At 39.1% G+C, this 25,841-nt stretch carries 26 protein-coding genes; 8 read left to right on the top strand and 18 right to left on the bottom strand.

The genetic code is table 11. The features are described from left to right. Positions 1 to 458 precede the first annotated feature (458 nt). The 5 genes from CBS1_RS05525 to CBS1_RS05505 all read right to left on the bottom strand — a co-directional run bounded on the left by CBS1_RS05525 (position 459) and on the right by CBS1_RS05505 (position 6,325). On the bottom strand, positions 459 to 1,940 hold the full coding sequence (locus tag CBS1_RS05525) for an STN domain-containing protein (protein WP_090222034.1): 1,482 nt from the start codon (positions 1,938 to 1,940) through the stop codon (positions 459 to 461). Further along, positions 1,937 to 3,085 (bottom strand): hypothetical protein, encoded by a 1,149-nt coding sequence (locus CBS1_RS05520; RefSeq protein ID WP_090222033.1) that lies wholly within the window; start codon positions 3,083 to 3,085, stop codon positions 1,937 to 1,939. The genes CBS1_RS05525 and CBS1_RS05520 overlap by 4 nt, the downstream gene beginning before the upstream one ends. Before the next feature lie 256 nt (positions 3,086 to 3,341). Continuing rightward, complete coding sequence (locus CBS1_RS05515; protein ID WP_090222031.1) at positions 3,342 to 4,715, bottom strand: hypothetical protein; 1,374 nt, start codon at positions 4,713 to 4,715, stop codon at positions 3,342 to 3,344. A gap of 36 nt (positions 4,716 to 4,751) precedes the next feature. Next, positions 4,752 to 5,537, bottom strand: coding sequence for an AfsR/SARP family transcriptional regulator (locus tag CBS1_RS05510; protein ID WP_090222029.1), 786 nt, complete (start codon positions 5,535 to 5,537; stop codon positions 4,752 to 4,754). Positions 5,538 to 5,566: 29 nt separating this feature from the next. Further along, positions 5,567 to 6,325, bottom strand: a complete 759-nt coding sequence (locus CBS1_RS05505; protein ID WP_090222027.1) for a hypothetical protein — start codon at positions 6,323 to 6,325, stop codon at positions 5,567 to 5,569. A gap of 455 nt (positions 6,326 to 6,780) precedes the next feature. Here CBS1_RS05505 and CBS1_RS05500 point away from each other — a divergent pair, with 455 nt between their 5' ends. Genes CBS1_RS05500 through CBS1_RS05490 form a run of 3 tightly spaced genes read left to right on the top strand, consistent with a single transcriptional unit; the run spans position 6,781 to position 8,972 of the window. Beyond that, positions 6,781 to 7,182 (top strand): cobalamin B12-binding domain-containing protein, encoded by a 402-nt coding sequence (locus tag CBS1_RS05500; protein ID WP_033192158.1) that lies wholly within the window; start codon positions 6,781 to 6,783, stop codon positions 7,180 to 7,182. Positions 7,183 to 7,185: 3 nt separating this feature from the next. Beyond that, the gene (gene meaB / locus CBS1_RS05495) at positions 7,186 to 8,154 is read left to right on the top strand and encodes a methylmalonyl Co-A mutase-associated GTPase MeaB (RefSeq protein WP_052107213.1); all 969 of its coding nucleotides are present in this window, start codon (positions 7,186 to 7,188) and stop codon (positions 8,152 to 8,154) included. A gap of 2 nt (positions 8,155 to 8,156) precedes the next feature. After that, positions 8,157 to 8,972 (top strand): Rossmann-like and DUF2520 domain-containing protein, encoded by an 816-nt coding sequence (locus tag CBS1_RS05490; protein WP_052107212.1) that lies wholly within the window; start codon positions 8,157 to 8,159, stop codon positions 8,970 to 8,972. A gap of 23 nt (positions 8,973 to 8,995) precedes the next feature. On the opposite strand, the gene CBS1_RS05485 is transcribed toward CBS1_RS05490, so the two are convergent. From CBS1_RS05485 to CBS1_RS05475, 3 genes are all read right to left on the bottom strand, one after another. After that, the gene (locus CBS1_RS05485; protein ID WP_090222026.1) at positions 8,996 to 9,865 is read right to left on the bottom strand and encodes a carbohydrate ABC transporter permease; all 870 of its coding nucleotides are present in this window, start codon (positions 9,863 to 9,865) and stop codon (positions 8,996 to 8,998) included. 34 nt (positions 9,866 to 9,899) lie between these two features. After that, positions 9,900 to 10,814 (bottom strand): carbohydrate ABC transporter permease, encoded by a 915-nt coding sequence (locus CBS1_RS05480; protein ID WP_033192157.1) that lies wholly within the window; start codon positions 10,812 to 10,814, stop codon positions 9,900 to 9,902. Between the two features lie 112 nt (positions 10,815 to 10,926). Then, the gene (locus CBS1_RS05475; RefSeq protein ID WP_033192156.1) at positions 10,927 to 12,192 is read right to left on the bottom strand and encodes an extracellular solute-binding protein; all 1,266 of its coding nucleotides are present in this window, start codon (positions 12,190 to 12,192) and stop codon (positions 10,927 to 10,929) included. Positions 12,193 to 12,320: 128 nt separating this feature from the next. On the opposite strand from CBS1_RS05475, the gene CBS1_RS10465 reads away from it, so the two are divergent. After that, positions 12,321 to 13,250, top strand: a complete 930-nt coding sequence (locus CBS1_RS10465; RefSeq protein ID WP_033191365.1) for a DDE-type integrase/transposase/recombinase — start codon at positions 12,321 to 12,323, stop codon at positions 13,248 to 13,250. Between the two features lie 282 nt (positions 13,251 to 13,532). Here the strand turns inward: CBS1_RS10465 and CBS1_RS05470 are convergent, their stop codons facing one another. Genes CBS1_RS05470 through CBS1_RS05425 form a run of 10 tightly spaced genes read right to left on the bottom strand, consistent with a single transcriptional unit; the run spans position 13,533 to position 21,087 of the window. Continuing rightward, positions 13,533 to 14,213, bottom strand: coding sequence for a zinc metallopeptidase (locus tag CBS1_RS05470; RefSeq protein WP_033192155.1), 681 nt, complete (start codon positions 14,211 to 14,213; stop codon positions 13,533 to 13,535). A 38-nt stretch (positions 14,214 to 14,251) separates the two neighbouring features. Beyond that, complete coding sequence (locus CBS1_RS05465) at positions 14,252 to 14,794, bottom strand: GNAT family N-acetyltransferase (protein WP_033192154.1); 543 nt, start codon at positions 14,792 to 14,794, stop codon at positions 14,252 to 14,254. Positions 14,795 to 14,830: 36 nt separating this feature from the next. Further along, a complete protein-coding gene (locus tag CBS1_RS05460) occupies positions 14,831 to 15,673 on the bottom strand; it encodes an ABC transporter ATP-binding protein (protein ID WP_033192153.1) in 843 nt (280 codons plus the stop codon). A gap of 26 nt (positions 15,674 to 15,699) precedes the next feature. After that, the gene (locus CBS1_RS05455) at positions 15,700 to 16,095 is read right to left on the bottom strand and encodes a type II secretion system protein (protein ID WP_033192152.1); all 396 of its coding nucleotides are present in this window, start codon (positions 16,093 to 16,095) and stop codon (positions 15,700 to 15,702) included. Between the two features lie 32 nt (positions 16,096 to 16,127). After that, complete coding sequence (dnaN, locus tag CBS1_RS05450) at positions 16,128 to 17,231, bottom strand: DNA polymerase III subunit beta (RefSeq protein ID WP_033192151.1); 1,104 nt, start codon at positions 17,229 to 17,231, stop codon at positions 16,128 to 16,130. Between the two features lie 30 nt (positions 17,232 to 17,261). Next, positions 17,262 to 18,410, bottom strand: a complete 1,149-nt coding sequence (locus CBS1_RS10640; RefSeq protein ID WP_241685481.1) for an HD-GYP domain-containing protein — start codon at positions 18,408 to 18,410, stop codon at positions 17,262 to 17,264. A 58-nt stretch (positions 18,411 to 18,468) separates the two neighbouring features. After that, positions 18,469 to 18,657: a ubiquitin family protein gene (locus CBS1_RS05440; protein WP_033192150.1), complete on the bottom strand. Its 189-nt coding sequence runs from the start codon at positions 18,655 to 18,657 to the stop codon at positions 18,469 to 18,471. Between the two features lie 32 nt (positions 18,658 to 18,689). After that, complete coding sequence (locus CBS1_RS05435) at positions 18,690 to 19,280, bottom strand: phosphate propanoyltransferase (RefSeq protein WP_033192149.1); 591 nt, start codon at positions 19,278 to 19,280, stop codon at positions 18,690 to 18,692. A 31-nt stretch (positions 19,281 to 19,311) separates the two neighbouring features. Beyond that, positions 19,312 to 20,436 (bottom strand): ribosome biogenesis GTPase YqeH, encoded by a 1,125-nt coding sequence (gene yqeH / locus CBS1_RS05430; protein WP_090223191.1) that lies wholly within the window; start codon positions 20,434 to 20,436, stop codon positions 19,312 to 19,314. A gap of 42 nt (positions 20,437 to 20,478) precedes the next feature. Next, a complete protein-coding gene (locus tag CBS1_RS05425; protein WP_033192147.1) occupies positions 20,479 to 21,087 on the bottom strand; it encodes a GNAT family N-acetyltransferase in 609 nt (202 codons plus the stop codon). A gap of 348 nt (positions 21,088 to 21,435) precedes the next feature. On the opposite strand from CBS1_RS05425, the gene CBS1_RS05420 reads away from it, so the two are divergent. The 4 genes from CBS1_RS05420 to CBS1_RS05405 all read left to right on the top strand — a co-directional run bounded on the left by CBS1_RS05420 (position 21,436) and on the right by CBS1_RS05405 (position 25,809). Then, positions 21,436 to 22,425 carry a LacI family DNA-binding transcriptional regulator gene (locus CBS1_RS05420; RefSeq protein ID WP_090223190.1) on the top strand — a complete coding sequence of 330 codons (990 nt, stop codon included), beginning with the start codon at positions 21,436 to 21,438 and terminating at the stop codon, positions 22,423 to 22,425. Then, positions 22,422 to 23,642: an ABC transporter substrate-binding protein gene (locus CBS1_RS05415; protein WP_090223188.1), complete on the top strand. Its 1,221-nt coding sequence runs from the start codon at positions 22,422 to 22,424 to the stop codon at positions 23,640 to 23,642. Before CBS1_RS05420 ends, CBS1_RS05415 begins: the two co-directional genes overlap by 4 nt. A 74-nt stretch (positions 23,643 to 23,716) precedes the next feature. Further along, entirely contained in the window at positions 23,717 to 24,886 is a 1,170-nt protein-coding gene (locus CBS1_RS05410; RefSeq protein WP_090223187.1) for a carbohydrate ABC transporter permease, read from the top strand. 32 nt (positions 24,887 to 24,918) lie between these two features. Next, positions 24,919 to 25,809 carry a carbohydrate ABC transporter permease gene (locus CBS1_RS05405; protein WP_090223185.1) on the top strand — a complete coding sequence of 297 codons (891 nt, stop codon included), beginning with the start codon at positions 24,919 to 24,921 and terminating at the stop codon, positions 25,807 to 25,809. Positions 25,810 to 25,841: the final 32 nt, after the last annotated feature.

Below are 25,841 nucleotides of genomic sequence, written 5' to 3'. Positions count from 1 at the left end.
TATCTATCTTTTTTTACTTATCGTATATGCAGTTAACACCTTCGGTTCCGGTATTTTTTACGCACTGCTTGAACCAGGAGGATTAACTTGGAGTCAGGTTCTCACATTCACAGTCAAGCAAACTGTAAAAGTTCAATGGGAATACAACGAATCTCAACCCATTCCATTGGATCCGGAAAGTTCCGAAGGTGTCGTTGGATTCATAAGTATACAATCTAATAAGCGATTCAAAATTTCTGTCAACGTGTACGTTCCTGAAAATTCAATTCAAACCGTTGTTGCACCAAGGCAGTTAAAAATTGGTTCCGAACCAATCAACATTGGTCAAACTATCTCAGTCCCCTCGAAGAAGTTGGAAGGAAATCTCTCGGTTGCTTTCGATATAGATTGGGGAAACCTCCAGACCGAAGAGTTCCCCGTGACCTTAGAATTCACTTTTTACCCGTTTTAAAGGACACTTACCACTTGACTGAACCATAGAACCCTACCTTTCCATCCTCTACATAAAGACCAACCCAATATTCTCCCGTGTTTATTCCAAAACCCAGAGCTGCTGTGAAACCTAAGTTAACCGTGTTAGCGGTAGACTCTCTTGAGATTCTTGTACTTAGTAGCAGCCTCGTTTGTGAAAACGATAAAGTAAAATCTGCCCACACCTTTATTGAGAAAGAGCCATTCGTAAAATCGTACGAAATTTGTGGGGTTACAGACAGTTGATCAAAAATCTTAATCTCATCTTCTAACAAAAGACGGAACGAGTTCTTAGGAAAATTGTAAGATATACCAATGTAAGTTCCGCTGAGGATATTAACAAACATGCTTGAGGATTCAACATTCCAACCGTTCATTCCCGTTTCCGTGCTGTTTGCCAACTCTAAAGAAAATCTCTTATTATCGTTTGATAGTGATATTTTTGCTCTGGATTCATTGAGAAACACTTCAAAAGAATTTAATAATGACTTACCATCCGTTGCTTTCTTAACTTTCTCAATTTCAGTTGTCAGACCATTCTTACCAGTCCACATGGAACTGTCAATTCTGTGGGCTTCTATGAAAACTAAGAAATTCCCGGACTTTAGGACGGCACCTGAAAGGTTTTCCTCCCGTACGTTTTCTAAAACTGGGACCTCAACTTGCGAAAACTCATTCGACGCATTAATAATCACATTATTACCTTTTCCTAAGACAATTAGACTTATTCTAAAATCCCCTTCATTTAGTTCATATCTTCCTAAAGTCGTTTCCTCAGTAGTTACGGTAGGATCATTAAGAGAATACGGTGTGGAATTCGATTGTTTTAAGGTGTAATTAAACAAGACATAGTGTGTGGTGGTGGAGAAGGTTGTATATCTTTCGGTGAACAGTATCTTTCCAAGGTCTTCAATTGACAATTCCTTAAGCGTTCTAAGTTCAGAAGTAGAAAGATAGGTTATTTTGAGCAATACTGATTGTGAATTTTCATCATGTTCAGTATCAAGTTTTGATAAAACGTTTCTTACCTGCATAAGCTGATTATGGCTAAATACGTAATACGTTAATCTACCACCCAGCACGTAGTTTTCTATCTTCATCTTATCAAGAATTTTTGATAACGTTTCTGGAGATACGTAGCGCGGATCATATGTAGCTGCGTATCTTGGCATAGAACCGTATTTCGAAAGGTTGAGTATCACATAAGTGTCTTTGGTGATTTTTTCAAAATCGAGATTCAAGGGTAACAGAACCATTCTCAATGCAGTTTCGAGATCTACATTTTGTAGGGATACTGAAACAGACCTGCTACCAAATTCTGATGAGTACACAAAATTCACATTCGACTCATTAGATAGGTAATTAAGAACATCTGAGAGTGCTGCATTTGAAAAGTCGAGAGTGATCGATAAAATGCGTGCACCGAAACACGTTAGAAGAATAAAAGCTAAGAGTGCAATTCTCTTCATCTTGAATCACCGACCAGTACATCTTTTTCCATGTTCGTACCAACGGATACCAAGAAGATAATATAACGCTTTTCAGATTCGTTGTAATATTTCTTGAAAAGCCATCCGACTATGGGTAGATCTTTTAGAAAACTAATTCCACCTTCTTTTTGGACAGTTCTTTCGTAACTGAACGAACCAACAAGATAGGGTTTAGAATATTCTAAATTCAAAGTTGTCTGCAAAGAGGTACCACGAGTTTCGAAATTCAGTTCATTTGTAAACGGAAAACCCTCTATTTTGAGTGATAAATCCAACACGCATCTATTATACAAAAATTTTGGGGTTATATTCATTTCAACAATTGCTTGACTTATTACACTGGTCAGTTTTCCATCGACGTATCGCATTGTAGTATAATTGCGCTGAGCGGTTAGTTTACTTTGAACTCCATTCGCTGCCTTAACTTTACCCTCGTAAAGCACTTCTACCTCAGAGTTGCCACCTTCAGAGTTTGAGAGATTCAAAAGCAGATAGAGGTTTGTGCCAAAAAGAGGGATCTGAAAAATGTTAGGCACATAAGCAACACCAGAAACGTAAGGTTGTATTCCAATATCGATTAAGTGCGTATTTAAAAACCTCTCGCTAATGTCCAATATTTTTACGTAAATTTCCTCTGTCTTAATTGGTAAATCTATTTGGGAAACAAAAGAAGCAATTTTTGAGGCTATCGGGGGAGGTGCGTAGACAAGTAGGCTGTTTTGATTAATCGGCTTTAGCATATAATCTTGGAAAATCCTTGGAAGTGCACCCATTATCATCTCTGCAGGGTTATACTTAAGAGGAATTTGATAAACTCTTGCAACGTTTGTAAAACCACTTGAATTTGGATTTGTACTGCCTATGAAATACACATCGTCCACTTTAGTCCAATAATAGCTGTATGGCATGAGCAAGAGATCCAAAATTTTCTCGATCGATTCATCTTCGGTCTGTATACTGACAGCTCCGCTAACGGAAGGTTCATATATAATAACAACTCCCGTTTCTACAGAGAGCATGTTTAGTGCGTCCTTTATATTAGTATTAAAGAACGAAACTTCAATTGCTTGAACAATGGTTAGAAGAACAACAAAACTCAGAAAAACAAACAATCTCTTGTACATTTTTTACCCCCCAAAGAATCAAGAATACTTTTGAAATAAAAATATCCAAAAATCATATCATTTTCTAAAGTTCAAAACATCCCCACCAAATTTTTTGATGTTCAAAGGATTTCAACGGTCTAAGTGTTAACGAAAACATGGAGAACTTACCAAAATACATTTGTGTAGCGTGAAACCTTTTGAAGCATAACAATAACAATGTTAAGTAAGCTTATATGTTATACCGCTACAAATTAACAATCTCGATCAAAATAAATTAAAAACCATCGTAGATGTATTTTTTCTGCTCACCATATGCGGAATATTCTATTTTTAATATGCTTGTTCTTATAACTCTTCCAAAGTCTAAATTTATGACTTGGCTAGGGAATATTACCAAAGGTTTTTCGTTGAGCATTTGGTTGTTATAAACCACATTGAATTCTAAAATACAATCTCCAGTGTTTTGGACGATTAATACGGAACTTGCTTGCGAAGAGCTAACTGTAGCATTTAGTGACGGATTTATAACTTTTCCGCGTAATACAACATAACTTGGGGAAACATTATAGATATTTCGTCCAGACTCTGCAGAGAATTCTACTAAATATATCTTGTCACCAGTGAAGTTGAAATCCTTAATGTTACTTTTGATATTGATACTAACATCTCTATACGGATAAAGTGTGACTTTTTTTGGTAGGAACGAGAATATGTTTTCTGAGAGACTTGATTGCAATGTCTCTTTATGAGGAGAAAGATTTTTTAGAACGAGATTCTGTGTAGTATTTTTTGTGCCTTCCGTAAAAAGGATAATCATTGGTTGGCTCTGGATAATTAACAATGAATTGCTCGTGTTTAGCTCTTTCGAAGCGCTAATGCTAAACTCTTGTCCGTAAGACTTGCCCGTTAGCAACACATCAATACTCCCAGAAGGTAAACTGTATGGTATGTATACAGAATAGAAAGTTCTTCTTTCTGGGAAAACAACAAGGTCAAAGGAATCAATAGGAACCTCTGTGATGATCGTTCTTAAGACCTTAGAGGAAATCTGCATGTTCCCTTTCGGGATAAACGCAATATTTCCGGTATTTTCAATTTCGAGAGTTATCAGTGAACCGTAGTCACCATATTTTTCATCTGGTTCATTCAGGAGATCTTTGACAGATATATTTTTAATTGCCACAGACTGGTAAACAGGCACGTTAGTAAACCTAACAAAAAACGGTACTATGTAATTTAATCTTAGCTGGACCTTTCCACTAGAAGAACTTTCTTGCGTTATCTTCAAAGCGAAAATTCCGACCGCGCCTGGAAAATTCTGAGGAACGTCGAACACTACCTTAATAGGTTTCTGTTCATTAACCGACAAATTTAGAGACGCATCCGCAACACGAACGTACTTTTTAAGACTGTACTTGTAATCAGGGTCGTCGAATGAATAACTTCTGCCGTCTGTTATAAAGTCTATTATTTCAATGGTTATTCGCGAATCGATAGGAATATCATTTTTCACATAAAACTCGTATGTGAATTGATATTTTGCAGTGTCTATTTGGTATATCAAACTGGGAGATATTTCCAGAGAGAATCCACTTGTAATTAGTAGCACAACGTAAAATGAAAAGACTAAGATAAGTTTTCTCATCATCAACTTCTCCCCTTTTACTAGTACTTTGAACTTATTCTAAGCAGTTTTGGAATTGAAAGAACTAAGAATGTTTAGAACGTCCTCCTCAGTTAAAATATTGATCTCACTTAGGTCTATTCCCAACCTCTTGGCAAAACCGCGTACTGTATCATCAAAACTCTTTACTCCTCGCTCAAGTATTATCAAAAGTTTGTCACTCAAATCGAAAATTATGTCCCCTTTTCTTACCCTTATTTCTTTACAACATTCCATTTTTGGAAGTTCAACAGGGATAAAGTATTTCTCACGTGTGATCTTTTGATGCTCGATCAAGACCTTGGCTTTTGCTATAAGTTCAGAAACACCTTTATAGCCCTCGGTTCGAGACTCTGAACTCATCTTCAGCAGCTCTTCGTAAAGTTTTTGACATTTGATTCTATGTTTTCTTATCCAATCATCTTCAAGACCATCAAGCAATATTCCCGAGTAAACTTCCGAAGCCTTCCTGGTATCAGCATTTTCAATAGCTTTAATAAAATCACTGTAATCGCTTTGAAAATAGGAGTGATCAATAAACACAAAGTCTCTTTCGTTTCTCAAGTATTTATACGGAATGCCTAAATCTCTTCTTATGTAGTACAGCTGTGTATTTAAGTTTTTCCGTGCGTACTCAGAGGAGTATCCAGACCAAAAAGTTCTAATTAATTCTTCGATGGAAACTTTACTTCTTGATGAGAGCAGAAGATAAAAGAGCAACTTCAGAGCTTTTTTCGATTTAAAACTGTTGAACTCGTTACCATCCTTATAGACCTTCCAATCACCAAAAAATTTAATGTAGATCACGTTCTCACCTCGTACGATAGTCTTTTTGGTTATTTAGTTCTTTGTATTGAAAGAAATTCTTTAGCCACCTCTGAATCGACGAGAAGAAGAAGTTCGGTGTCACCAAGTAAGGAAGCTTTCTTGACATTATCCAGTATTTGTCGAAGGGTCTCCGGTTCTTTAATTCTCAACTTCACAGCCGTCAAACCATCTGAAAGATCAAAAACGGTACTGGCCAAGGAGACTTCGAATTTTTCTGAAATCAGTTTGAAAAGCTCAATATTAATGGTTGATGAGTAAAGTTCTGGGAGAATCTTTAAAAGTCTAATCTTTATATGACTTGGCGTATCCGGATCAGCGTAAGATTTTGAAAGTACTGGAAAAACAAGAGATTTTAGCAGATTCCTATACGAAACAATCCAAGGGTTGTCTAAGAATGGTAGAAGGTCTCCTTTGTAAAGTTCAACAATTTCCATAACACCTTTTTGGTAATCTAACCTTCCATCATGGATTGCTTCGATAGTGTTTTCAATGATTTCAAAGTCAGCATCGGTCGAAAGTTCAATCTTAACCTTTGACCTCCCACTACTAAGTATTCGAACTTGATTACCCAGTTTTTCTGGAAGTTTCTTTAATATCTTGCGTGCATAGGACTCATCATACAAATTTGCTGTTCCAAGGATGTTAACAATCTCTGTCAAATAGGCACTCTTCTTAGTTATAAGATAAACGAGTGTGACGAGTTCACTCTTAGAAAGTTTACAATTTGGAACTTCATCGACAAAAAAATCTCCCAAAAAATGAATCAAATCCAACCACTCCCCTGAAAAACACGATGTATTGATGAAATAGTTGCATGAAGTGGAATTAAAGAGAAAATTATGAATGAAATTATTAGTTTTACTGAAGAACTCAAACAATGTTCAAACTTGTTGCTATTATTATACTTCCGCTCTCTTAAGTTCAAACATTACATTGATTAATTTTCCATAACATTACAGTTATACAGTAATGAATTCACTCGTGTTGGCATTAGGACTGTTAAATAACCATAGAACGCCGAAGGTTTGCTCCTTAAATTATCCGATCGCAGCACTGTTAAATCTTGAAGAAAATGGAGCTAAGCAAAGTTTTCGTACACCTTCATTTCAAAAACATCTTGTGCCGATTATATCAACGTTTGAAAAGGTCTTATTTCGTGCTAAAATAGAAACAAGAGATATTTGGAAAAACGTGAACTTTGAAAGAAAGGGGGAGTCGGGATATGGAAAAGAAAATTCGAGTTTTGATAGCAAAACCTGGTCTTGATGGGCACGACAGAGGTGCGAAGGTTGTTGCAAGAGGTCTGAGGGACGCTGGAATGGAAGTGATTTACACTGGCCTGAGGCAAACACCCGAAGAAATAGTCAAAGCAGCAATGCAAGAAGACGTGGACGTAATTGGCCTGTCCATCTTATCCGGTGCGCATTTGAGTATATGCAAAAAAGTGCTTGAGTTGATGGACCAGTACAACTTCCACGTTCCTGTCTTTGTCGGTGGAATCATCCCTCCCGATGATGCAGAACAACTATTAAAAATGGGCATTGCAGCTGTTTTCGGGCCCGGGACTCCTATATCGGAAATCGTAAAGAAAGTTCAAGAGGTTGTTGGGCAAGGGGTAGCTTGATAGATGGTAAACAAAGCGGCAAGTTCTTTAGAAAACGAAATTCAAAAACTTTTGTCACTCTGTGACAAAATAATTGTAAAAGACCAGCTGGCTCTTGCAAGGGCTATTACACTTATTGAAAACAATCCAGAGCTTGTTTTTAATGTTGAAGAAAGGTACAAAGACGTACTTGCAGAAAACAGCTCTCATATCGTAGGTTTCACTGGTAGCCCTGGTGCAGGAAAAAGTACGCTGACCGATGCCTATGTTGTAAAACTAAGAGCAAATGGTAAGAAAGTAGGAATAATAGCTGTTGATCCTTCGAGTCCCTTCACAGGGGGCGCTTTACTTGGTGATCGCATAAGGATGAAAAGGCACTTCACAGACGACAACGTTTTCATCAGAAGCATGGGTAGTAGAGGGAATGTCGGGGGATTAAACGATTCGGTCTTTGGAGTGATCACACTCTACAAACTTTACGGTTTCGACTACGTTATCATTGAGACCGTAGGGGCTGGGCAGAGTGAAGTGGACATAGCCTACGTTGCTGACACTGTTGTTTTGGTGCTATCACCAGCTGCTGGAGATGAAATCCAGCTCATGAAAGCGGGAATTATGGAAATAGCAGACATCTTCGTAATCAACAAATCCGACCTGGAAGGTGCGCACATACTCAAAGTCAACCTCGAAATGGTTCTTCAGTTTTCAGAATCCTCAAAACCAATAGTGTTAACTGTTGCTACTTCCGGAAAAGGTATCGAAGAGCTCTACAAAGAGATAGAGAATCACAAAGTGAAGCTAAACGAAACAGGTGAGATAAAAGAAAGGGCTAAGAGACGGATTAAAAAGCATGCGGAGGTGATTATAAACAAAAGTATTGCGGAAATTTTATCGAAACGTGATTTAGCAGATTCAACGCAGGTTTCCGAACTCGTTAAAGATGTTGTTGAACAATTTTGTCTAAATCGAACGCAAAATGAAGGGAAGTCCTGAGAATGCATCTTGTTGGGGAAGGTATTTCGGCTCTATCCAATATCGTCGTAAATGTGATAGGAGTTGGGCGGGTTTCATCTTCACTAACAAGAAACCTCTCAGGGAAAGTTAAATTCGGATACGTTATATCGCGGGATAAAAGAAAAGCCGAAAGTTTGGCCAAAGAGATAAGTGCCGAAGCCAAAACGTACGATGACGACTTTCTGCTTAATGGAGTGTTGCTGATAGGTGTGGGTGATTCAGTCCTGGCAGATATTCCAAAAATGCTTCAGGGGAAAGTCGGAAGCGATGTAATAGCAATACATTTCAGCGGTTTCCTACCTTCAGATATACTGCCACAGGATTGGTCCCCTGCTTCTATGCATCCGAATTGTGCTGTCGCAAATGAATGGCAAAAATTCAACGATGTAGTTTTCGGCATTGAAGGAGCTGAGAAAGGGCTACAGATAGCGAAATGCTTGGTGGAGCTCATTGGTGCTAAATACGTCGTAATACCTAAAGAGAAAAAGGCAGAATATCATCTGGCAGCGGTTATTGCGAGTAATTTCCCCGTTGCATTAGCTTACCTATCGCAAAGACTTTACATGGATATCGGTTTCTCAGAAGAATTATCAAGAAAAGTCATTTCGAAATTACTTGAAAGCGTTAGTCAAAACATAGGGTCTAAGCAACTAAAAGACGCACTTACAGGACCTATAAAACGTGGTGATTGGGAAGTTGTCGAAAGCGAGCGGAAAATATTCAACGCAAAGTTTCCCGAGTACAAAACACTTTACGAGATTATGGTTGAAATACTAAGAGAAATTAATGAACAATGAAGCCCCGTTCTATCCATACTATTCTATTTCCTGCCCGTAAATAGCTCGGCTCCGGTTATGAAGTACTTTGTGAAAGAAAGGAAAATAATTATCATCGGTATGCTGGCAATTACCGCTGCTGCCATTAATGCACCCTCGTTCGTATACTTTTCCGAGGCAAATTGAGAGATATATAATGGGATTGTTTTCTTCTCAGGGCTTTGAACAACCAATAAAGGCCAGATTAAGTTATCCCATTGAGCTCTGAAAGTTAGAACAGAAAGTGCGGCGATGGCTGGTTTACTATTTGGCAATGCGATTTTCCAGAAAATCATGAATTCATTTGCGCCGTCTATCCTGGCTGAGTCTATTAGCTCGTCTGGAAATGTTATAAAAAATTGCCTCATGATGAATATACCAAAGGCACTTGCAATTAAAGGAATAATTAAACCAGTATACGTGTCCTGCCAGCCTATGTTCACAATGAGCAGATATAACGGAATCATTATTGCTTCGAATGGTATCATCATAGTGCTCAATATGATCAAGAAAATTACATTCCTTGCTCTGAACTTGTACTTTGCCAATCCGAATGCTGTCAAAGCCGACAGAAGAACTGTTCCCAAAGTTGTGAGGGAAGCTACAATAAGGCTGTTTAATATGCTGCGCGGAAAGAGGAACTTACCGTCGTTCCCTTTTATTGCTTGCCAGAAGTTCTGGATGTGTAGAGTGCGCGGGATCCACGGATATGGAATACTCATTATATCTCTCGCAGGCATAAGTGATGCGGTAAACATAAAGACCACAGGTATTAGGACGAATACAGCAAAACCAATTAAGAAAAACCAGATTGCTACATCGATAACCAAAGATAGAAGCTTTGAGAAAGTATTCTTAGTATCAACACGGCGCATTCTATTACCTCCAGTTCTTGCTAATTTCCTACGGTCAGTAGTAAGTTTCTTCAGATCTCGATATTTTCAGTTGAATAACTGTTAGAATCATTATTACAAGAAACAAAAGAACGCTCATAGCACTTGCTCGACCTATGTTTCTATCCCTGATCGCAGTATTGTAAATGTTAAGTGTTATAACTTCTATAGGTTTTATGCTCGCACCAGCCTGCACAAATAGATATTGTGTACTAAACGTTCTAAGGCACTGGATCATTGCGGTTATGGATACAAGGGTTGTTGTAGGTTTCAAAAGTGGCAAAGTGATATAAATAAAATTCTGGAATCTGCTGGCTCCATCGATTCTTGCTGCTTCGTTAATTTCTTTGGGTATGCTTGCCAAACCTGCAAGAAATAGCACTGTAAAGTAACCAATGTACTTCCAAAAGTAAACAATTATTGTCGACAGAATCAGCATATTCTCATTTACTAGCCACTTATAATCCACGCCCCTTGTTCTAAGGATAAAATTCATAAATTGATTTGCTATACTTCTTGGGTCAAATATTATGAGCCATACAAGTGCAGCAACGGCAGACTGCATGATCGCTGGAGAATAGTACATCATTTGGAAAAGCTTTTGAAATCTTTTCCTTCCAAGAATAAAAGTTGCGAGCAATAAACTAAAAACAACCATCGGGATGAACGTCCCGACTGAAAATTTCAGTGTTGCAACAACTGAATTCCAGAAACTTTCCGATTGTAAAAGTCGTATGTAGTTCCTTAGCCCGATAAACTTAGGTGCTTCAAGCGATAGAAGTTCCTTCTTGTAGAGGCTGACGACAAAGGCGTAAGCAATGGGGTAAAAACTGAATACGGAAAACAGTACTATAGAAGGCATCACAAAAATAATGCCCCACAATCCAATCTTCTTCTCCAATGATAGCTTTCTCTTCTTATTTCCTTTCAATGCAAACTCCCCCTTGGGCTAACAGCTGTTCTTATGTTTTTAATCAGATAGCTCAAGTTATCTCACCAAAAGCGGGGGCTACGCCCCCGCACAATTTTTTAACGAACAAACCTCATTCTTCCATAAGTTGTGCTAGTTTTTTCTTGAAAGTATTCAACGCGGTTTCGGGTGAAACGTTACTCAACATCACGGACTCGACCATTTCTTTAAGTAACTGTTCGATTTGTGGATCTTTTTCATGTAGCGGTATCATATGCGATTTTTCCAGGTCTTCAAGAAACACATTAGCGTACGGGAATTTTTTGAATACTTCTGATTGCATTAAGGAGAGCCTTGGTTGAATCAACCCAACCTCTGTGAGATATTCTTCTGGGTGGCTGAGCATGTACCATATCAGTTTCCAAGCCATTTCACGTTCTGGGCGAGAAGCTTGCATGTTTACCATATAGTAGTGCCCATAGTAATTGCATCTTACATCTTTCACCGCATCTTTCCAGATCGGCCAATTCACTACCATCCACTCGTTGCTGTTGTAAAATTTAGGATTTTCTTCTTTGATTCTAAGAATCTGGTACAGTCCAGATTCACACATCGCTATGGTGTTGTTGTCCTTGTTGAATTCTTTTCGTGCTGCAGGATATGTTGGAGAACCTAAGTTCTTCCCATTTGGTCCCCATTCTTTCATAAAGTTTAAGACTTTGATCCATGCTTGGTCGTTGATGACCACTGGGTTTCCTTTCTTGTCAAATAGAGCACCTCCCAGCTGTTCTACCATCGGGAGGAAAAAAGTTAGGTAATAAGGATACCTAAAGTCGAAGCCTCGCCTTTTAATTATGTTTCCTTCTCGGATAGTAAGCTTTTCGCTTATTCTCATAAGATCTTCCCAAGTTCTCGGATAATCTTTCTCAGGGTCAAGTCCGACCTCTCTGAAATATTTCTTGTTTATGAAAAGTGCCCAGTTTGTTATCTCCAAAGGTAGACCGTAAATCATATTTCCGTAAGTCACTGCATCGAGTGTACCCTTTACGTACAATTTCTTCAGCTCATCGTAGCTTTTCAAACCTATTGCGTTTAAGTCCACGGGTACAACTCTTCTGTTGGTAATATACGGATAAGCGTACTGGATCTCCAAGTTAAAAATTGTTGGACCTTTTCCTGCAGCGAAAGCGGTAAGTACGATGTCTCGAATCTTATCTGATGGGTAAGTGACTCTTTTTACCTCGACGTTGGGATACATTTTCATGAATTCTTTGATGTACTTTTCCTCTATCCTTGTGCGGTTAGGATCTTCATGCGTCCAAATGGTTATCTGTATCTTGGCACCGAAAGATATGATTACCGAAACCAAGAGAAGTACGAACAGCACTTTCCTAAACATACCATCACCCCCTTGTCAGATAATGATGCTGTTAACTAAAAGTATTGAAAATTTCCAAAAACCGTATTATCTTCTTATTAGTGGAACACCCCCCACCATCAATTCTCACAAAAAGGAGGTACTCCACTATGCAAAATTCTGTAGTCTCTTGCCCCAAATGCGGCTCTACCAACATCTACAAAAACGGTCATGATAAGTACGGTAACCAACAATACTTTTGCAAAGACTGTAAGCGCACTTTCAGACTTGTTCATTCAAAAAAACACAAGCTCTTCTCTTTCCCTTATCCTAAATGCCCTGTCTGTGGAAAAACTATGCAAATCCACAAAATCAAAAAAGCCTTCGTTAAGTTCCGTTGCCGTTCTTGCCATACCAGAGACGAAATCCCAACTAACTTACCTCAATTTGTCCCTCTTCCTTTCGACTCTTTCAAGTTCTTCCGTTTCCCTATCTTTATTGTCCTTAAAGCCTTCGTCCTTTATTTCAAAGCTGTGTCCTTGCGTTCCATCAGAGACTCACTTAATATCAAAGTCTCTCATGTCGCTATCTACAAGTGGATCCTTAAGTTGTCTTGTTTCTTTTCCATCCTCGTTCCTGTAGATGCTTTCAAAGTCCATGGTGATGAAACTGTCGTTTTGTTTAAATCCAAAAAGTACTACGTTTGGTTCTTAGTTGAGCACGATTCGAATCTTATTGTTGCTTGGCATGTATCCAAATATCGCGATATGGGTCAAGTGAAGATATTGTTAGAGAAGTTCTTTGGTAACAACGAAAGAACAATCGAACTAATTACAGATGGACTTGGTGCATATGGTGCAGTGAAGATACTATACAAGAATATCAATCATATTGTTGTGAGACTTGGGCAAAACAATCAATGTGAATCGAAGTTTTCGTTATTCCAAGACTTTGTACGAGCCAAGCGTGGATTTAAGAATATTGACAATCTTCCAATGTACGTGAACAGCTTTTGTGTAGTGAGAAATCTCTTGAAACTGAACAACAATGATATTGCGCGTGTTATCTGTGTTCTATTGTCTTCCATCACTACAAGTTAACAGGATCCAGATAATTTAATTATACTACTTTTCTTTCCGAAAAGAGACATTGTTTTTTAGAACTGCAAGGAATTCATCTTAAAGAAAAATCGAATAGAAAAGCCTATGAACACGCACTTTATGGAATTGTATAAAGACCAAATTGAATAGTATGGACTATCTTTTGAGCAAATCTAAACGTGGTTAAAAAACAAAGGGGACAGATGGTTCTGTCCCCTTTAATCGTGAGATATGATTATTCTCATTCACACTAGCGCGAGTTAATAGTTTTTTGATAATCTTTCAGTCTCTTCTTGCTATCAAAATCATCCTAATAAGTTGCAAGACAGCTGTGAGCATCGCAGCAACGTAAGTCATCGCAGCTGCAGAGAGCACAGCTTTGACACCTTTCAATTCGTCGGTTGGCATTAAGAGATTCTTCTCCAGAATCTGTAGTGCCCTCCTGCTTGCATCGAATTCAACAGGTAGCGTGATTATTGTGAATAGCACAGCTATAGAGAAGAGTAATATTCCAAATTGAGCCAGCCCAAAGGCTCCAGTGATGAGTCCGATTATGAAGAACACCCATGCGAGGTTTGAAGAAAACTGGGCAACAGGAGCGATAGTATTCCGCACAACCAATGGTACGTATCTTTTTGCATCCTGAATAGCGTGTCCTATTTCGTGTGCTACAACGCCAAGAGCAGCGATTGAATCACTAGAGTACGTTGAACTTGAAAGCCTCACAACCTTTGTTCTGGGATCGTAATGGTCAGTTAGTGTTCCTGGAACGGATTCGATTCTTACATTGTACAAACCTGCCGAATCAAGAATGAATCTTGCAAGCTGTGCTCCCGTCATGCCGATCCTTGATTTTAGCTGTGAATAACGCGCAAATCGAGTTTGAACCGTTATCGAAGCCCACAACGATAAAAGTAAAGCGGGTATCAAAAGCAAAAACGTTGGGTCGTAGTACCAATACATGGTTTCACCTCCTAACAACACTTTATACACTGTGCTTGTTATAATTGATAATCAGATTTAATTCTCCAGTATTCGTCAGCAAGAATACTCATAATAATAACGTCGAAGTATTGACCTTTCAAATATCTGGCCTGTCTCATTCGACCTTCTTGAATAAAACCACACTTTTCATACACCCTTATCGCTCTTTGATTATTTTCGAAAACCCTCAGCCAGACTCTGTTTAGATTAAGATATTCAAAAGCGTACCTAAGCATCATCTGTGTGACTTCCGTTCCGATACCCTTATTCCAATAATTCGGGTCGAAAATAGCAATACCGTACTCTGCACTGCGTGCAACCCAATCAATCCCCATTAAACCCGCTGAGCCTATAAGGTTGTCACCTGCCTCTATTGAAAAGTTCGCCTGATTATGGGAAATTGCGTTCTTTTTAATCCATTCTTCTTCCAAAAATTGATTCATCGGGAAGACAAGACTTAAGTACTCTTTCGTTTTTTCATCGTTGATAAGTTGTACAAACTTCTGTGCATCGGATACTTCCATAGGTCTGAGTGTGGCCAATTTCCCTTCCATTCTCATATCATTTCACCCTCTCAAAAATTTGTCATTGCAATATCAACCAATCCTTCCATTTAGACCTTCGCTGATGTTTATAATCTCCCTTAATCCAAGATTTCTTATATGCAATATCCGAAAACTTTCCTGAGCAGTTTTCAGTTCATCGATGTTCATAATTCGAGTCACTTTCTTTCCGGGACTCTCTGGAATTTCGAAGGTTACCGAATAAAATTTTTCATAGGTCCTCCAGAGTTCGTCAACGCTTCCAAAAAACTTAACTTTCCCGTCTTTCAAGGCGATAATTTTATCGCACACCTCTTCAACTTCATCCTCATCGTGCGTAACGTAAAAAACTGTGCAACCTTTCTCTTTGAATTCTTTGACTAAATCTTTCACCACCTGCTTTGTTTCAACATCCAAGCCTTCGGCTGGTTCATCAAGCAGTATGATCTTAGCATCTTTAAGCATACTAACTGCCAACGCCAACCGCTGTCTTTGGCCCTTTGAAAGCTTGTCAGGTTTTTTCCCCAATAGATCGTCGATGCTTACTCGCTTCGCGATTTCAAGAATGTCTTTAGACGATTTGAAGACCGTTTTAAAATATAAAAGATTCTCACTCAGGTCGAGTTCCGGAATAAAGGTGCTTTTCTCTGAAATATAGGATACGAGTTCTCGGAATCTTTTTGTATTTTCTTGCTTTTCAAAAACGTCCGTACTATTGTAAAACACCTTGCCACTTGTTGGTTTGATGAAAGTAGCAAGAATATTAAGCAGTGTACTTTTTCCACTGCCATTCTCTCCTATAACTGCAACAACCTCTCCATCATCGATGGAACCATTTATCTCTTTCAAAACAGTTTTTTCTCTAAACTTGTGTGTTATATTTTCAAGTTTGATCATACATTCAACCTCAAATTCACAAGGATTTATGGTGCTGGAATGCGCAAAACAAGTCCACCCGATGAGTTGATTTCAACAGCACTGAAGATGTTCTTTACTTTAACTACATCAACATCACTTTGCGTGTACCTTATAATATAAGCTTTTTCATTAGTTTCATACCCAACTTCGAAACCTATGGGTTTCGTCGATATGTAACCTTTTGTGTAGAGATATTCAAGTATATCACCACTTTTGGGTGGGGTAGGTTCAAGCGTTATCATCTGTATAACGGCCTGCTGAAGTGTTCGAAAATTTCCAGCTACATTCGTCGCCTTTGCCTGCGCTACAGCGTTCACTCCAACAGGTGTTGCTACAGCCATCAGAGCTGCAATGATGGACATGACTATCAGTAACTCAATAAGGGTAAAACCTCGCCTCACGTTACCTCCTTCTTTCTTAAATTTCTATGTACTTACGCTCTTACAGGAAGAACTATGTACATGTATCCTTCCACATTCCTCGGGTTAATCTGAAGTGGACTCAAATTATCGACGAAATTAAACTCAACTTCTTTTTCGTCGATGTGTTTTATAGCTTCACTTAAGAACTTTGGATTGAAGTTCACTATCAGATCTTCTCCATCTTTCGTTACGGGGATGTTTTCAACTGCATCACCGTAATCTGGGCTCTGGCTTGAAAGTTCCATTACGTCATCTGATATTTTCAACTGGACCTTTTCAGTTCCTCTTTTAGCGATCACCATAACACGTTTGAGCGCTTCGGAGAAGTCGTCCGAGTTCAGTACAACTCTGGTTTTGAATGCTTTCGGCAAGACACGTTTGTAGTCTGGGAATGTTTCCTCAACGGTTCTTACTATCATCGTGACATCGCCTGCGTTGAAGGAAACGATTGAATGGTCGAATGTAATATTTATCGTTGGTTCCGTTGTACTTGAAAGCAACTTTTCAAGTTCTTTTACGCTTTTGAGGGCGATAATGAAGTCGAATTCGTTGTCTATGTCCAGTTTTTGTTCTGCAAGTGCAAGTCTGTAACCATCACTTGCAACAAGTCTCAAAAAACCACCATGAACCTCCCAGTATACACCATTCAGTGCCCTCATAGCGCTTTCGCTTGAAGCACAAAAGCTCACCCTGTCAAGCATCTCTTCAAGAATCGATGTATCTATACTGAATTTTATTCCACCTTCATCTGTTTCTATTATCGGAAATCTTTCGACATCTGATACGGTTGTCAAATTGTATCTTGCTTTTCCACTCTTTATCAATAACTTACCATTTGCGTATTCAAAGATGACTTCATCTTCCGGTAAGTTCCTTACTATATCATCTATTAAATCGGCATCAACAGCGAATGATTCACTGCCTTCGTACTCTCCAACCTTCACGGTCGATATTACTGAGGTTTGCAAATCAGTTGCGTGAATATTGATATGACCGTTAACGGGTTTAAAAAGCAAGCACTGAAGAATTGGATCAACTGTTCGCGAACCGATCGAAGATGATGCAACAGATATCTTTTCTTGGACTTCTGACTTACTCACAACAAATTTAAGCATCAAGCAATTCCCCCTTTCCTTTGTCATCTTTTAGCCAATTCCTTGCTCTTCGATCAGGCTAAGAAACACTTTAACAATATTTGGGTCAAACTGAATACCGGAATGTTCTACCAATTCTTTCATAGCGACCTCTTTTGGTAAACCCTTTCTGTATGGCCTATCACTTCTCATCGCATCCCAAGCATCCACTACCGTGATGATCCTTGATATTAAGGGGATATCCTCTCCAGATAGTCCGGAAGGATATCCCTTTCCATCCCACCGTTCGTGATGGTGATACACGTACTTAGCAAGTTCTCTTAAATCAGAAGAGGTGGATAAAAAATCATGCCCGTAAACCGGATGCTTTTTTATAACCTCGAATTCTTCAATCGTCAGTTTACCTTCTTTGTTCAGTATCGTTGAAGGAATAACAATCTTTCCTATATCATGTACGAGGGCTGCCCAGTAGGTCTTTCGAATCATTTCATCAGATAATCCCATTTTCTCAGCTATAAGCGAAGCCAAGGTTGCAACGTTTTTTGAATGCCCTTTCGTGTAAGGATCGTGGTATTCTAAGATGCGTATGATTGTAAGAATCATGTCCTTTTGAAACTTTCCCTGGTTGGACACATAACTGTGTGTTGCTATAAAAGATGTAAAGAAAGGCCCTAAACTCTTTATAGTTTCCATCTCTTCTTTTGCAAATGGTTCATCGCGTTCGAAAAGTAACTTTGCTTTGAGCTCCCCTCCGATGAAGATATCGGAAACCAACAACATTTTCTTCTCGGAACCGTCTTTGACCAAATTTGGAAAAAGAGTGCTAAGTTTGTCCTTTTCAATGGTATAAACTCGCTCGGTTGCAAATGGAAGTTCTGTCTTTTTCACACGTTTTGCTACGTTAATTGAGGAGTCTCCGAATGTAGATACTGTGCTTCCGTATTCACCATCGAAGACTATAAAATAACTCTTGTTAACCCTTTCCAAAAATCCAACTGCGACTTCATGCAGATTCTTGTAAAAGGTTTCTTCCCTCTGAACAACGATGTCTCTTAGCTTTGATGAAAGGTCCTTGAATTTCTGTAGCTGCGATGAAAAATATTTATTTTCTTTGGATTTTTTCATCAGTTTTGATACCAGAAAACCGTTTGCTACAACCGACACTCCTAAAGCTAAGGTTATAATGTTTGAGATTTCCACGTTGCAACCTCCCGAGCAGGAATCTTAGAATATAAGAAACTGATAGGCTTTAATTTTCTTAACCACTACTTGTCACTTTAACAATTTTTACTTCTTTGTCCTTCTTTATAACCCTATCTTCGGTGTACAGCTCGCCATCTACGATTATCAAATGTTCTTCTGGATTCAGTCCTAACTTCTTTAATAAATCATAACCACGCATCGATTCATCAAATTCATAAATCTTGAATTCGTAATAAACCTTCACGGTTTCCCCTCGCAATTTGTTTTTTCTTCTAATTATAGTTCTTCTACAATGTAGACGACATCTCCTGTCTTTAACAATGCTGCGTTTGCTTCATCTGTATCAACATGGAATTCGAGAGCGAACTTTTCACTAACTCTGATGAGCACATCGTCAAAAATCAACCTTCTGTCTCCCTTTTCAACAACAACCTTAACGATATCCTTATCCTTCACACCGAACTTTTCGGCATCTGATGTATGCATGTGAATATGCCTTTTAGCAATTATTACCCCCTTTTCCTTTATAACCGAACCTTTTGGACCGACGATAACAATACCGGGTGTCCCCTCAAGGTCTCCACTGTCCCTTACCGGAGGCATAACACCGAGTTTAAAAGCATCTGTTAGAGAGATCTCCACTTGAGTTTCTTTTCTCTCAGGACCAAGAACTCTAACATTTTCGATAGCACCTTTTGGACCAACGATGATAACCGTTTCTTTACACGCAAACTGTCCCGGTTGTCCCAAGTCCTTTATTGGTGTGAGCTGATAGTCTTTTCCAAAGAGTATATCCACATCCTCTCTTGAAAGGTGAACGTGTCTGTTACTAACTCCTGCGATGATAGGTATCTCCTTCTTCTTCATATAATACTCCTCCTCTCTGAAATCTCGTGGTTTAGTTTTGGGAATTTTGATTAAATTTTCTTTGCGGCTTCATTAAAGCTTCTCTTACGTAAATCCTCACACTTTCCGGCAATCTTACTGTAAACTCGACCGGTCCCCTCTTTACATTTATCCAGCAAAGGCCAGAGATAGAAAGTTCCTGATTTACGTCAACCACGAGTTTTTCTTCTTTGAAAGTAATTTCCTCAACATCCATTTCACCACATGGTGGGAGAAGTAGCTTTCCAAAATGCTTTGAATAGTTGCTCAAAAAGTTCTGATTTTTCGTCTTGTGGAACGTAACGTTTTCAGGAGCGAAGATTTGGAATATGGGTCTCAACTTGGTTTCTTGTTGATTACCGCTCATAACTGCCTTTAATTGACACAATCCCCCAACGAAAATCGTCTCTTCCGGGAATGGTTTGAACGTCTTTCTTGTAACCTCTCCTTTTGCCAAAATCCTCGACTGGCATTCGGGATCGAAAAGGTCTATCATCCTGTCGTTAACAACAATTCCAGGGGAATCAAAGAGCTTAAGACCGCCCAATTTGTGTTCTATCAGTCCGATGGTTGTTCCAGGATAAGGAGAGACTGTTGCTGTGGAATCCGTTATTGCCTTAAGTATTGATGACTTACCAACATTTGTAACACCCAGCACCAGTGCACTACCTTTCAGAGTTTCCAGTTCTTTTCTTAATTTACTAATTCCAAATCCGTTCTTCGTGCTTGTGATAAATATCTCGGAATTCTTAGCTGGGATGCGTTTTTTCAGCCACTCTTTTAGTTGGCTACCACTCACTGTTTTTGGTAGTGTGTCAAACTTATTTGCAACGTAGACAACGTTAGCATCGGATAATAACTCCACGATCTCTGGTCTGTATGTCCCTTCGAAGTCAAAAACATCAAAGATGTAGATGATGTACTTAAACTTTTTTATCACTTTCATTATGAACTCCATTATCTCCTCTTCATCCGCTTCACTTATAAGCATCCCATAGTGCTTCAGTTTAAAGCATCTTTGACAGAGTATCTCTTTGCCCTCTTCGTATCTTTTGGTGTAGACTTCGTACGGTATGAAACCTGGTTTGCCAGGATGGTCGAACTGTATTTCTGCACCGCAACCTGGACATTTAGCCATCAATTTCACCATCCTTAAAGGTTTTTAAAACGATAAGAGTCCTTAACTTCCCGTTTCTACCAGAAGCTTTTCCATTCTAATGAATGTAAAACGAACGTTCTTAAGGTTTATCCTATTCACTCTGGTACCTACGTACCCAAGTCTTTTGTAGAGCTCTATTGCCTGAACATTTGTATTCTCAACATCTAAAGATATCTTCTTGAATTTCTTTTGTTTTGCCACCTCTTCTGCAAAAAGCATCAACTTTCGCCCGTAGCCTCGACCTCTGTAGTTTTTATCAACGGCAACATTCGAAATATAAAACTCATCAGGTCTAATTTTATTACGCATCCAAACGTATCTGAACATCGGCAATCTTCTAAAAAGCTCGAATCCCATCAACTGGAAGAGGGCGAATCCGGTCTTCAATGCTCGTTTTCTAACGGTGTTACCTTCGAACATAACGATTATCCCGACAACCTTACCTTCATCGATTTCAAGCACATGAGTGTTGTCCAAGGAAAAAACGGTCCCTGGAGTTTTAACTAACCTACCAAGTATCAACTTCACATATGGACCAAAAAGCAATGGCAAAAATGAGCGTCCTGTTTCAAGAATTAAGCTTGCAATAACATCAGCATCTGAAATTTCGGCTTTTCTTATAACTTCCAAAATAAATCACCTCAGCTGATAGTGAAAAAACAAGTACAAAAGAAGAGAAAAAATTTACATTACTAACAAAATTATACCATACATCAGTTATAGGGTGAAGCGATGAACAATTCACCAACTTGTTCAAAATTGTTTTACGAAAAACAGCGAAAAAATTAGAAACACAAAAAAACGATTAATATAATGTCAAATCCGAAAATTTGCAGATGTTTTTGCCATATAACGGAGTTTTGTATTTGCACTGAAAAATGTTAAATTTGCAATGTAATCGATTACAGTAATCGATTACATTGCAATAAACACACTTATGTTAAGACATTCGATTGTAAGTTTAAGAAGGTGAGACAAATGACTGTGAAGGAGATTGCCAATCTGTGTGGGGTTTCCGTTGCAACAGTTTCAAGGGTTTTCAACGAGCCGGAGAAAGTAAAACCGGAGACCAGAGAAAAGGTCTTGCAAGTAGCACAGAAATACGGATACATGCCACATGCAATTGCAAAGTCTTTAAGAACTAAAAAGACGGGTGTTTATTCGCTTACAGTGATGAGTAGTGTCGAGCTCGTTTTTGAGGATTCTTATGTGTCCAAATTTTTGCGAGGTGCCGTGAAGTACTTTTCCTCAAATGGACTCAAGCTTATTATCGATGTTTTTACAAAAGGAGATATAGTGGGCTACTATAGGAAAATTGTTTCTTCAAAACTTGTCGATGGATACATACTGATGGACATAAAAGACGATGATGTAAGGGTTGACTTGTTAAATGAACTTGGCGTGCCTTTCGTTTGCGTGGGACGAAACAACAAAAACAATTTTGTGTACGTTGACACTGACAACTACTTAGGTGGACGTCAAGCAGGAGAACATCTCAAAGAACTCGGGTGTGAAAATATTCTTTTCATAGGTGGTGATCCTTCACTACCGTTTGAAAAGGAACGTTTAAGAGGTTTCGTCTCCGGGTTAGAAGGTTTTAAAGGCACTCTTTACAAAGAGTATGCAAATTACGATCAAGAAATTGCCCAAAAAATTGTCGAACGGTACTTGGATAAGATCGACGGAATTTTTTGTACATCGGATGTCATAGCTTACGCAGCTTTGAGGGTGTGTGAAAGAAACGGTGTGGAAATCCCTATAGTCGGCTACGACAATATTTTACTGTCAGAAATAGCAAATATCACAACCGTTGATCAGAACATTCATCTTGTAGGAGAAAAGGTTGCTCAGAAAGTCCATGAAATGGTTTCTGGTGAACAAGTGGAATCAGAGGTAATCAATACACAGTTGGTCGTCAGAGGAACGAAAAAGTTCCTCAACTTTTCGAAAGGAGGTAGAGGTGTATGAGAAGGGTTCTAGCGGTAGTGTTGGCGGTACTTTTGACGGTTGGGCTTTTCGCCGCAACAAAGATCACGATTTCAGGATGGCCGGGTAACCCCATTGAGGAAGGTGCTATTAAAAAGGCAGTTGACACATTTAACAGCACGATCGGTAAACAAAAAGGCATCGAAGTCGTGTGGGAACCCATTGCCGGTGATTACAAACAGGTTTTGATGACAAGGCTCTCAGGCGGTACAGGACCAGATCTTTTCTACGTCGACGTTTACGTCTTTGAAGAACTTGCACGAGCAAATGTGCTCCTTCCACTTGATACGTACGTGAAAAGAGACAACTTCGATATTAACGACTTCTACCCATCACTCGTTGATGCTTTCAAGTATCAGAACAGACTTTACGGTATAGCAAAAGACTTCTCTACGCTCGCAGTCTGGTTTAACAAGGAGATCTTCGATAAATACAAAGTCCCATATCTCACCAACGATGAGACATGGGACTCCTTCCTCAAAAAACTCCAACAGCTCAAAGCAGCTGGTTACGAGACCCCGTTAGCACTGGCACCAGATTTCAACAGGGTCATACCATTTATTATAAGCTTCGGTGGAAGACTTGTAAAGCCTGATCTTTCCACAGCACTTGGCGAGCCAAATTCCAAAAAAGCTATCCAGTTCTACATTGACTTGGTCACAAAGTACAATGTAGCAAAAGAGCCTTCAGCACTTGGTTCTGGTTGGCTTGGCGAAGCAATAGCAACGGAAAAGTGTGCGGTTGTTATGGAAGGTCCATGGACGATTGGATTTATGAAAGGCTCATTCCCAGATACATTCAAGAAGATGGGAATTGTTGAAATGCCAAAAGGAATAAAGAAGGCAACGATGATCTACACAGTCGCGTGGTCAATCAACCGGGCAACTCCGAACAAAGATGCTGCATGGGAAGTATTGAAATTCCTCGTTACGGAAGGCCAGCAGATATTCGTTGACGGTGCCGGTGTTCTTGCTTCCAGAAAATCAATTGCAGCAAAGGATACAGATCCTGTTAAAAAAGTATTTTACAAAGGTGCAGAATACGGTGTACCTTGGAGAGTTCCAACGCCAACTGGTTTGTTCGCAACTGCAAATGACCAGATTAATTCACTACTTAAAGACCTGTTCTACAAGAAACTCACAGTTGACGAAGCAGTGAAGATTATAGAGTCCAACTATAACAAATGGATTGGAAGATAAACTAAAGGAACGTACATAATTCATTGCGGGGGGGCTCTCACCTCCCGCTTATTTAAAATTTCGGGGGTGCACTTATGAAATATAGGACAAAGGAAGCACTCGTGGGATATTTGTTCGCAACACCAATTATACTCACCGTACTGATTTTCACAATTTATCCAATAATAGCCGCCTTTTATTATAGTTTAACTGACTATCAACCCTTGGAAGCAAGAAAATTTACATACACATTCGACCCTTACGACGCACTTGAACTGCATACCGGTGTGCTTAAAGAAGAGGCAAAAGATTATACGGTGGATGAACTCAAAGAATACTTCGACCCGGTTACTTTTGTCGAGCTTGATGTCGGTGTGAAGCTGAGTGAAGAAGAAAAAAAGATTGTAAAAGATTATTTTGACTCGCTGAATTTACTGAACGATTTTAAGGAAGGAAAATTACCAAAGCAAATCAAGATATCTGATTTCATGAAGAAATATATGAAAGGCCATTCAGAACGGTTCACGAAATACGTTCCCCGTTTTGTTGGACTTCAGAATTTCAAAGAGATGTTTAAAGATATGTATTTCTACACATCCTTCTGGAACGCACTACTGTACTCAATAATTGTTGTCCCCATTCAAACACTTTTGGCAATAATACTGGCGGTTGCGGCTAATTCAAAGATAAGAGGAGTTAACTTCTTTAAATCTGTTTTTTTCTTACCGGCTATTACATCTTCAGCCGCGCTTTCGATGATATTTTGGCTGATTTATTCTAAACCAGGCGTACTCAACAAAATCTTACTCGCACTTTTTGGACGGCTTGGGTTTCAGCCTGTAGATTACCTCAACGAACCGAAAGTAGCTCTCTTTGCAATCATGGCAATGAATATCTGGTCAACCGCAGGGTATTTCATGGTCACGTTCTTAGCTGGTCTTCAGGATATACCCTCGAGTATTTACGAGGCAGCTCGAATCGATGGAGCCACGGGCACTCAGATTTTTTGGAAGATAACTATCCCTCTTTTAAGGCCGCAGATAGTTTTTGTTTCTATAATGGGAACGATCGGTTGTATGCAGGTGTTTGACCAGATCTATTTCTTGATCAGGAACTTGAGAAACATAACAATATCTTACTATATCTACAAGAACGCGTTCGAGTACGGAAAAATGGGTTACGCCTCAGCGCTCGCTGTTGTACTATTTGCAGTAATATTGGCGCTTTCTCTCATTCAACGTAAAGTTATCAAAGAAGAATATTAGAGAGTAAAAAAAGGCAACTGGGTGGTGTTATCATGACTGAAAAAAGGAATAGTACCGCTGTCATCATCTCTTACTTAATATTAATAGCTTACACGATTGCTACACTTTTTCCGTTTACGTGGGCAATTCTTATTTCACTTACGCCGATAACTTACATTGATGCCCAGGGAAATGAAAAAGGCGTGAACATATTCGATTGGCCTCCAAAAATCAAGCTTTTTCCAAAGCCTTCAGCTTTTGGTGCACCACTTACTTTTGCAAATTACAAACTCATATTTGAAGTTGTTCCATTGTACAGAAGGTGGTTATTGAACACAATCATCTATGCTGGTCTTTTGACGCTTGGAAACATCTTGCTAAATTCTCTCGGTGGATATGCGTTTGCGAGGTTGAATTTCCCGCTGAAGAATTTTTGGTTCACTATGTTTCTTGCTACGATGATGGTCCCCGGTCAAGTGACATTGATTCCGCAGTACAATTTGCTTGTCAGATACGGTCTTGTGAACACGTACACTGGATTGTTCCTCCCGAAACTTACCAACGTGTTCGGTTTGTTCCTGATGAGGCAATTTTTCTTAAATTTTCCAAAAGAGCTTGAAGAAGCAGCAAGAATCGATGGTTCAGGGATACTTAGAACCTATTTCAGGATTGTCTTACCGAACGCCTTGCCAGCGGTCAGTGCTTTGGCTATTTACACATTTCTTGGAGCTTGGAACGACTTCCAGTGGCCACTTATCATTTTGAGCAACAAAGAAATGTACACGCTCACACTTGGTCTCAACTTCTTTAAGACCTCTTACTACACATACTGGCAGTATATGATGGCTGCGTCGATCTTTATGACAGTACCAATGCTCATCATCTTTCTGTCGTTCCAGAGGTACTTCATTGAAACTGGAAAAGCGGTAGCAGTGAAAGGATGAAAAAATAAAAGCAAAGAGAAATATAAAGAAGG

The sequence above is a fragment of the Fervidobacterium changbaicum genome (genome assembly GCF_004117075.1).
GTDB lineage: Bacteria > Thermotogota > Thermotogae > Thermotogales > Fervidobacteriaceae > Fervidobacterium > Fervidobacterium islandicum.
This window is presented reverse-complemented; position numbering and strand designations above follow the sequence as displayed.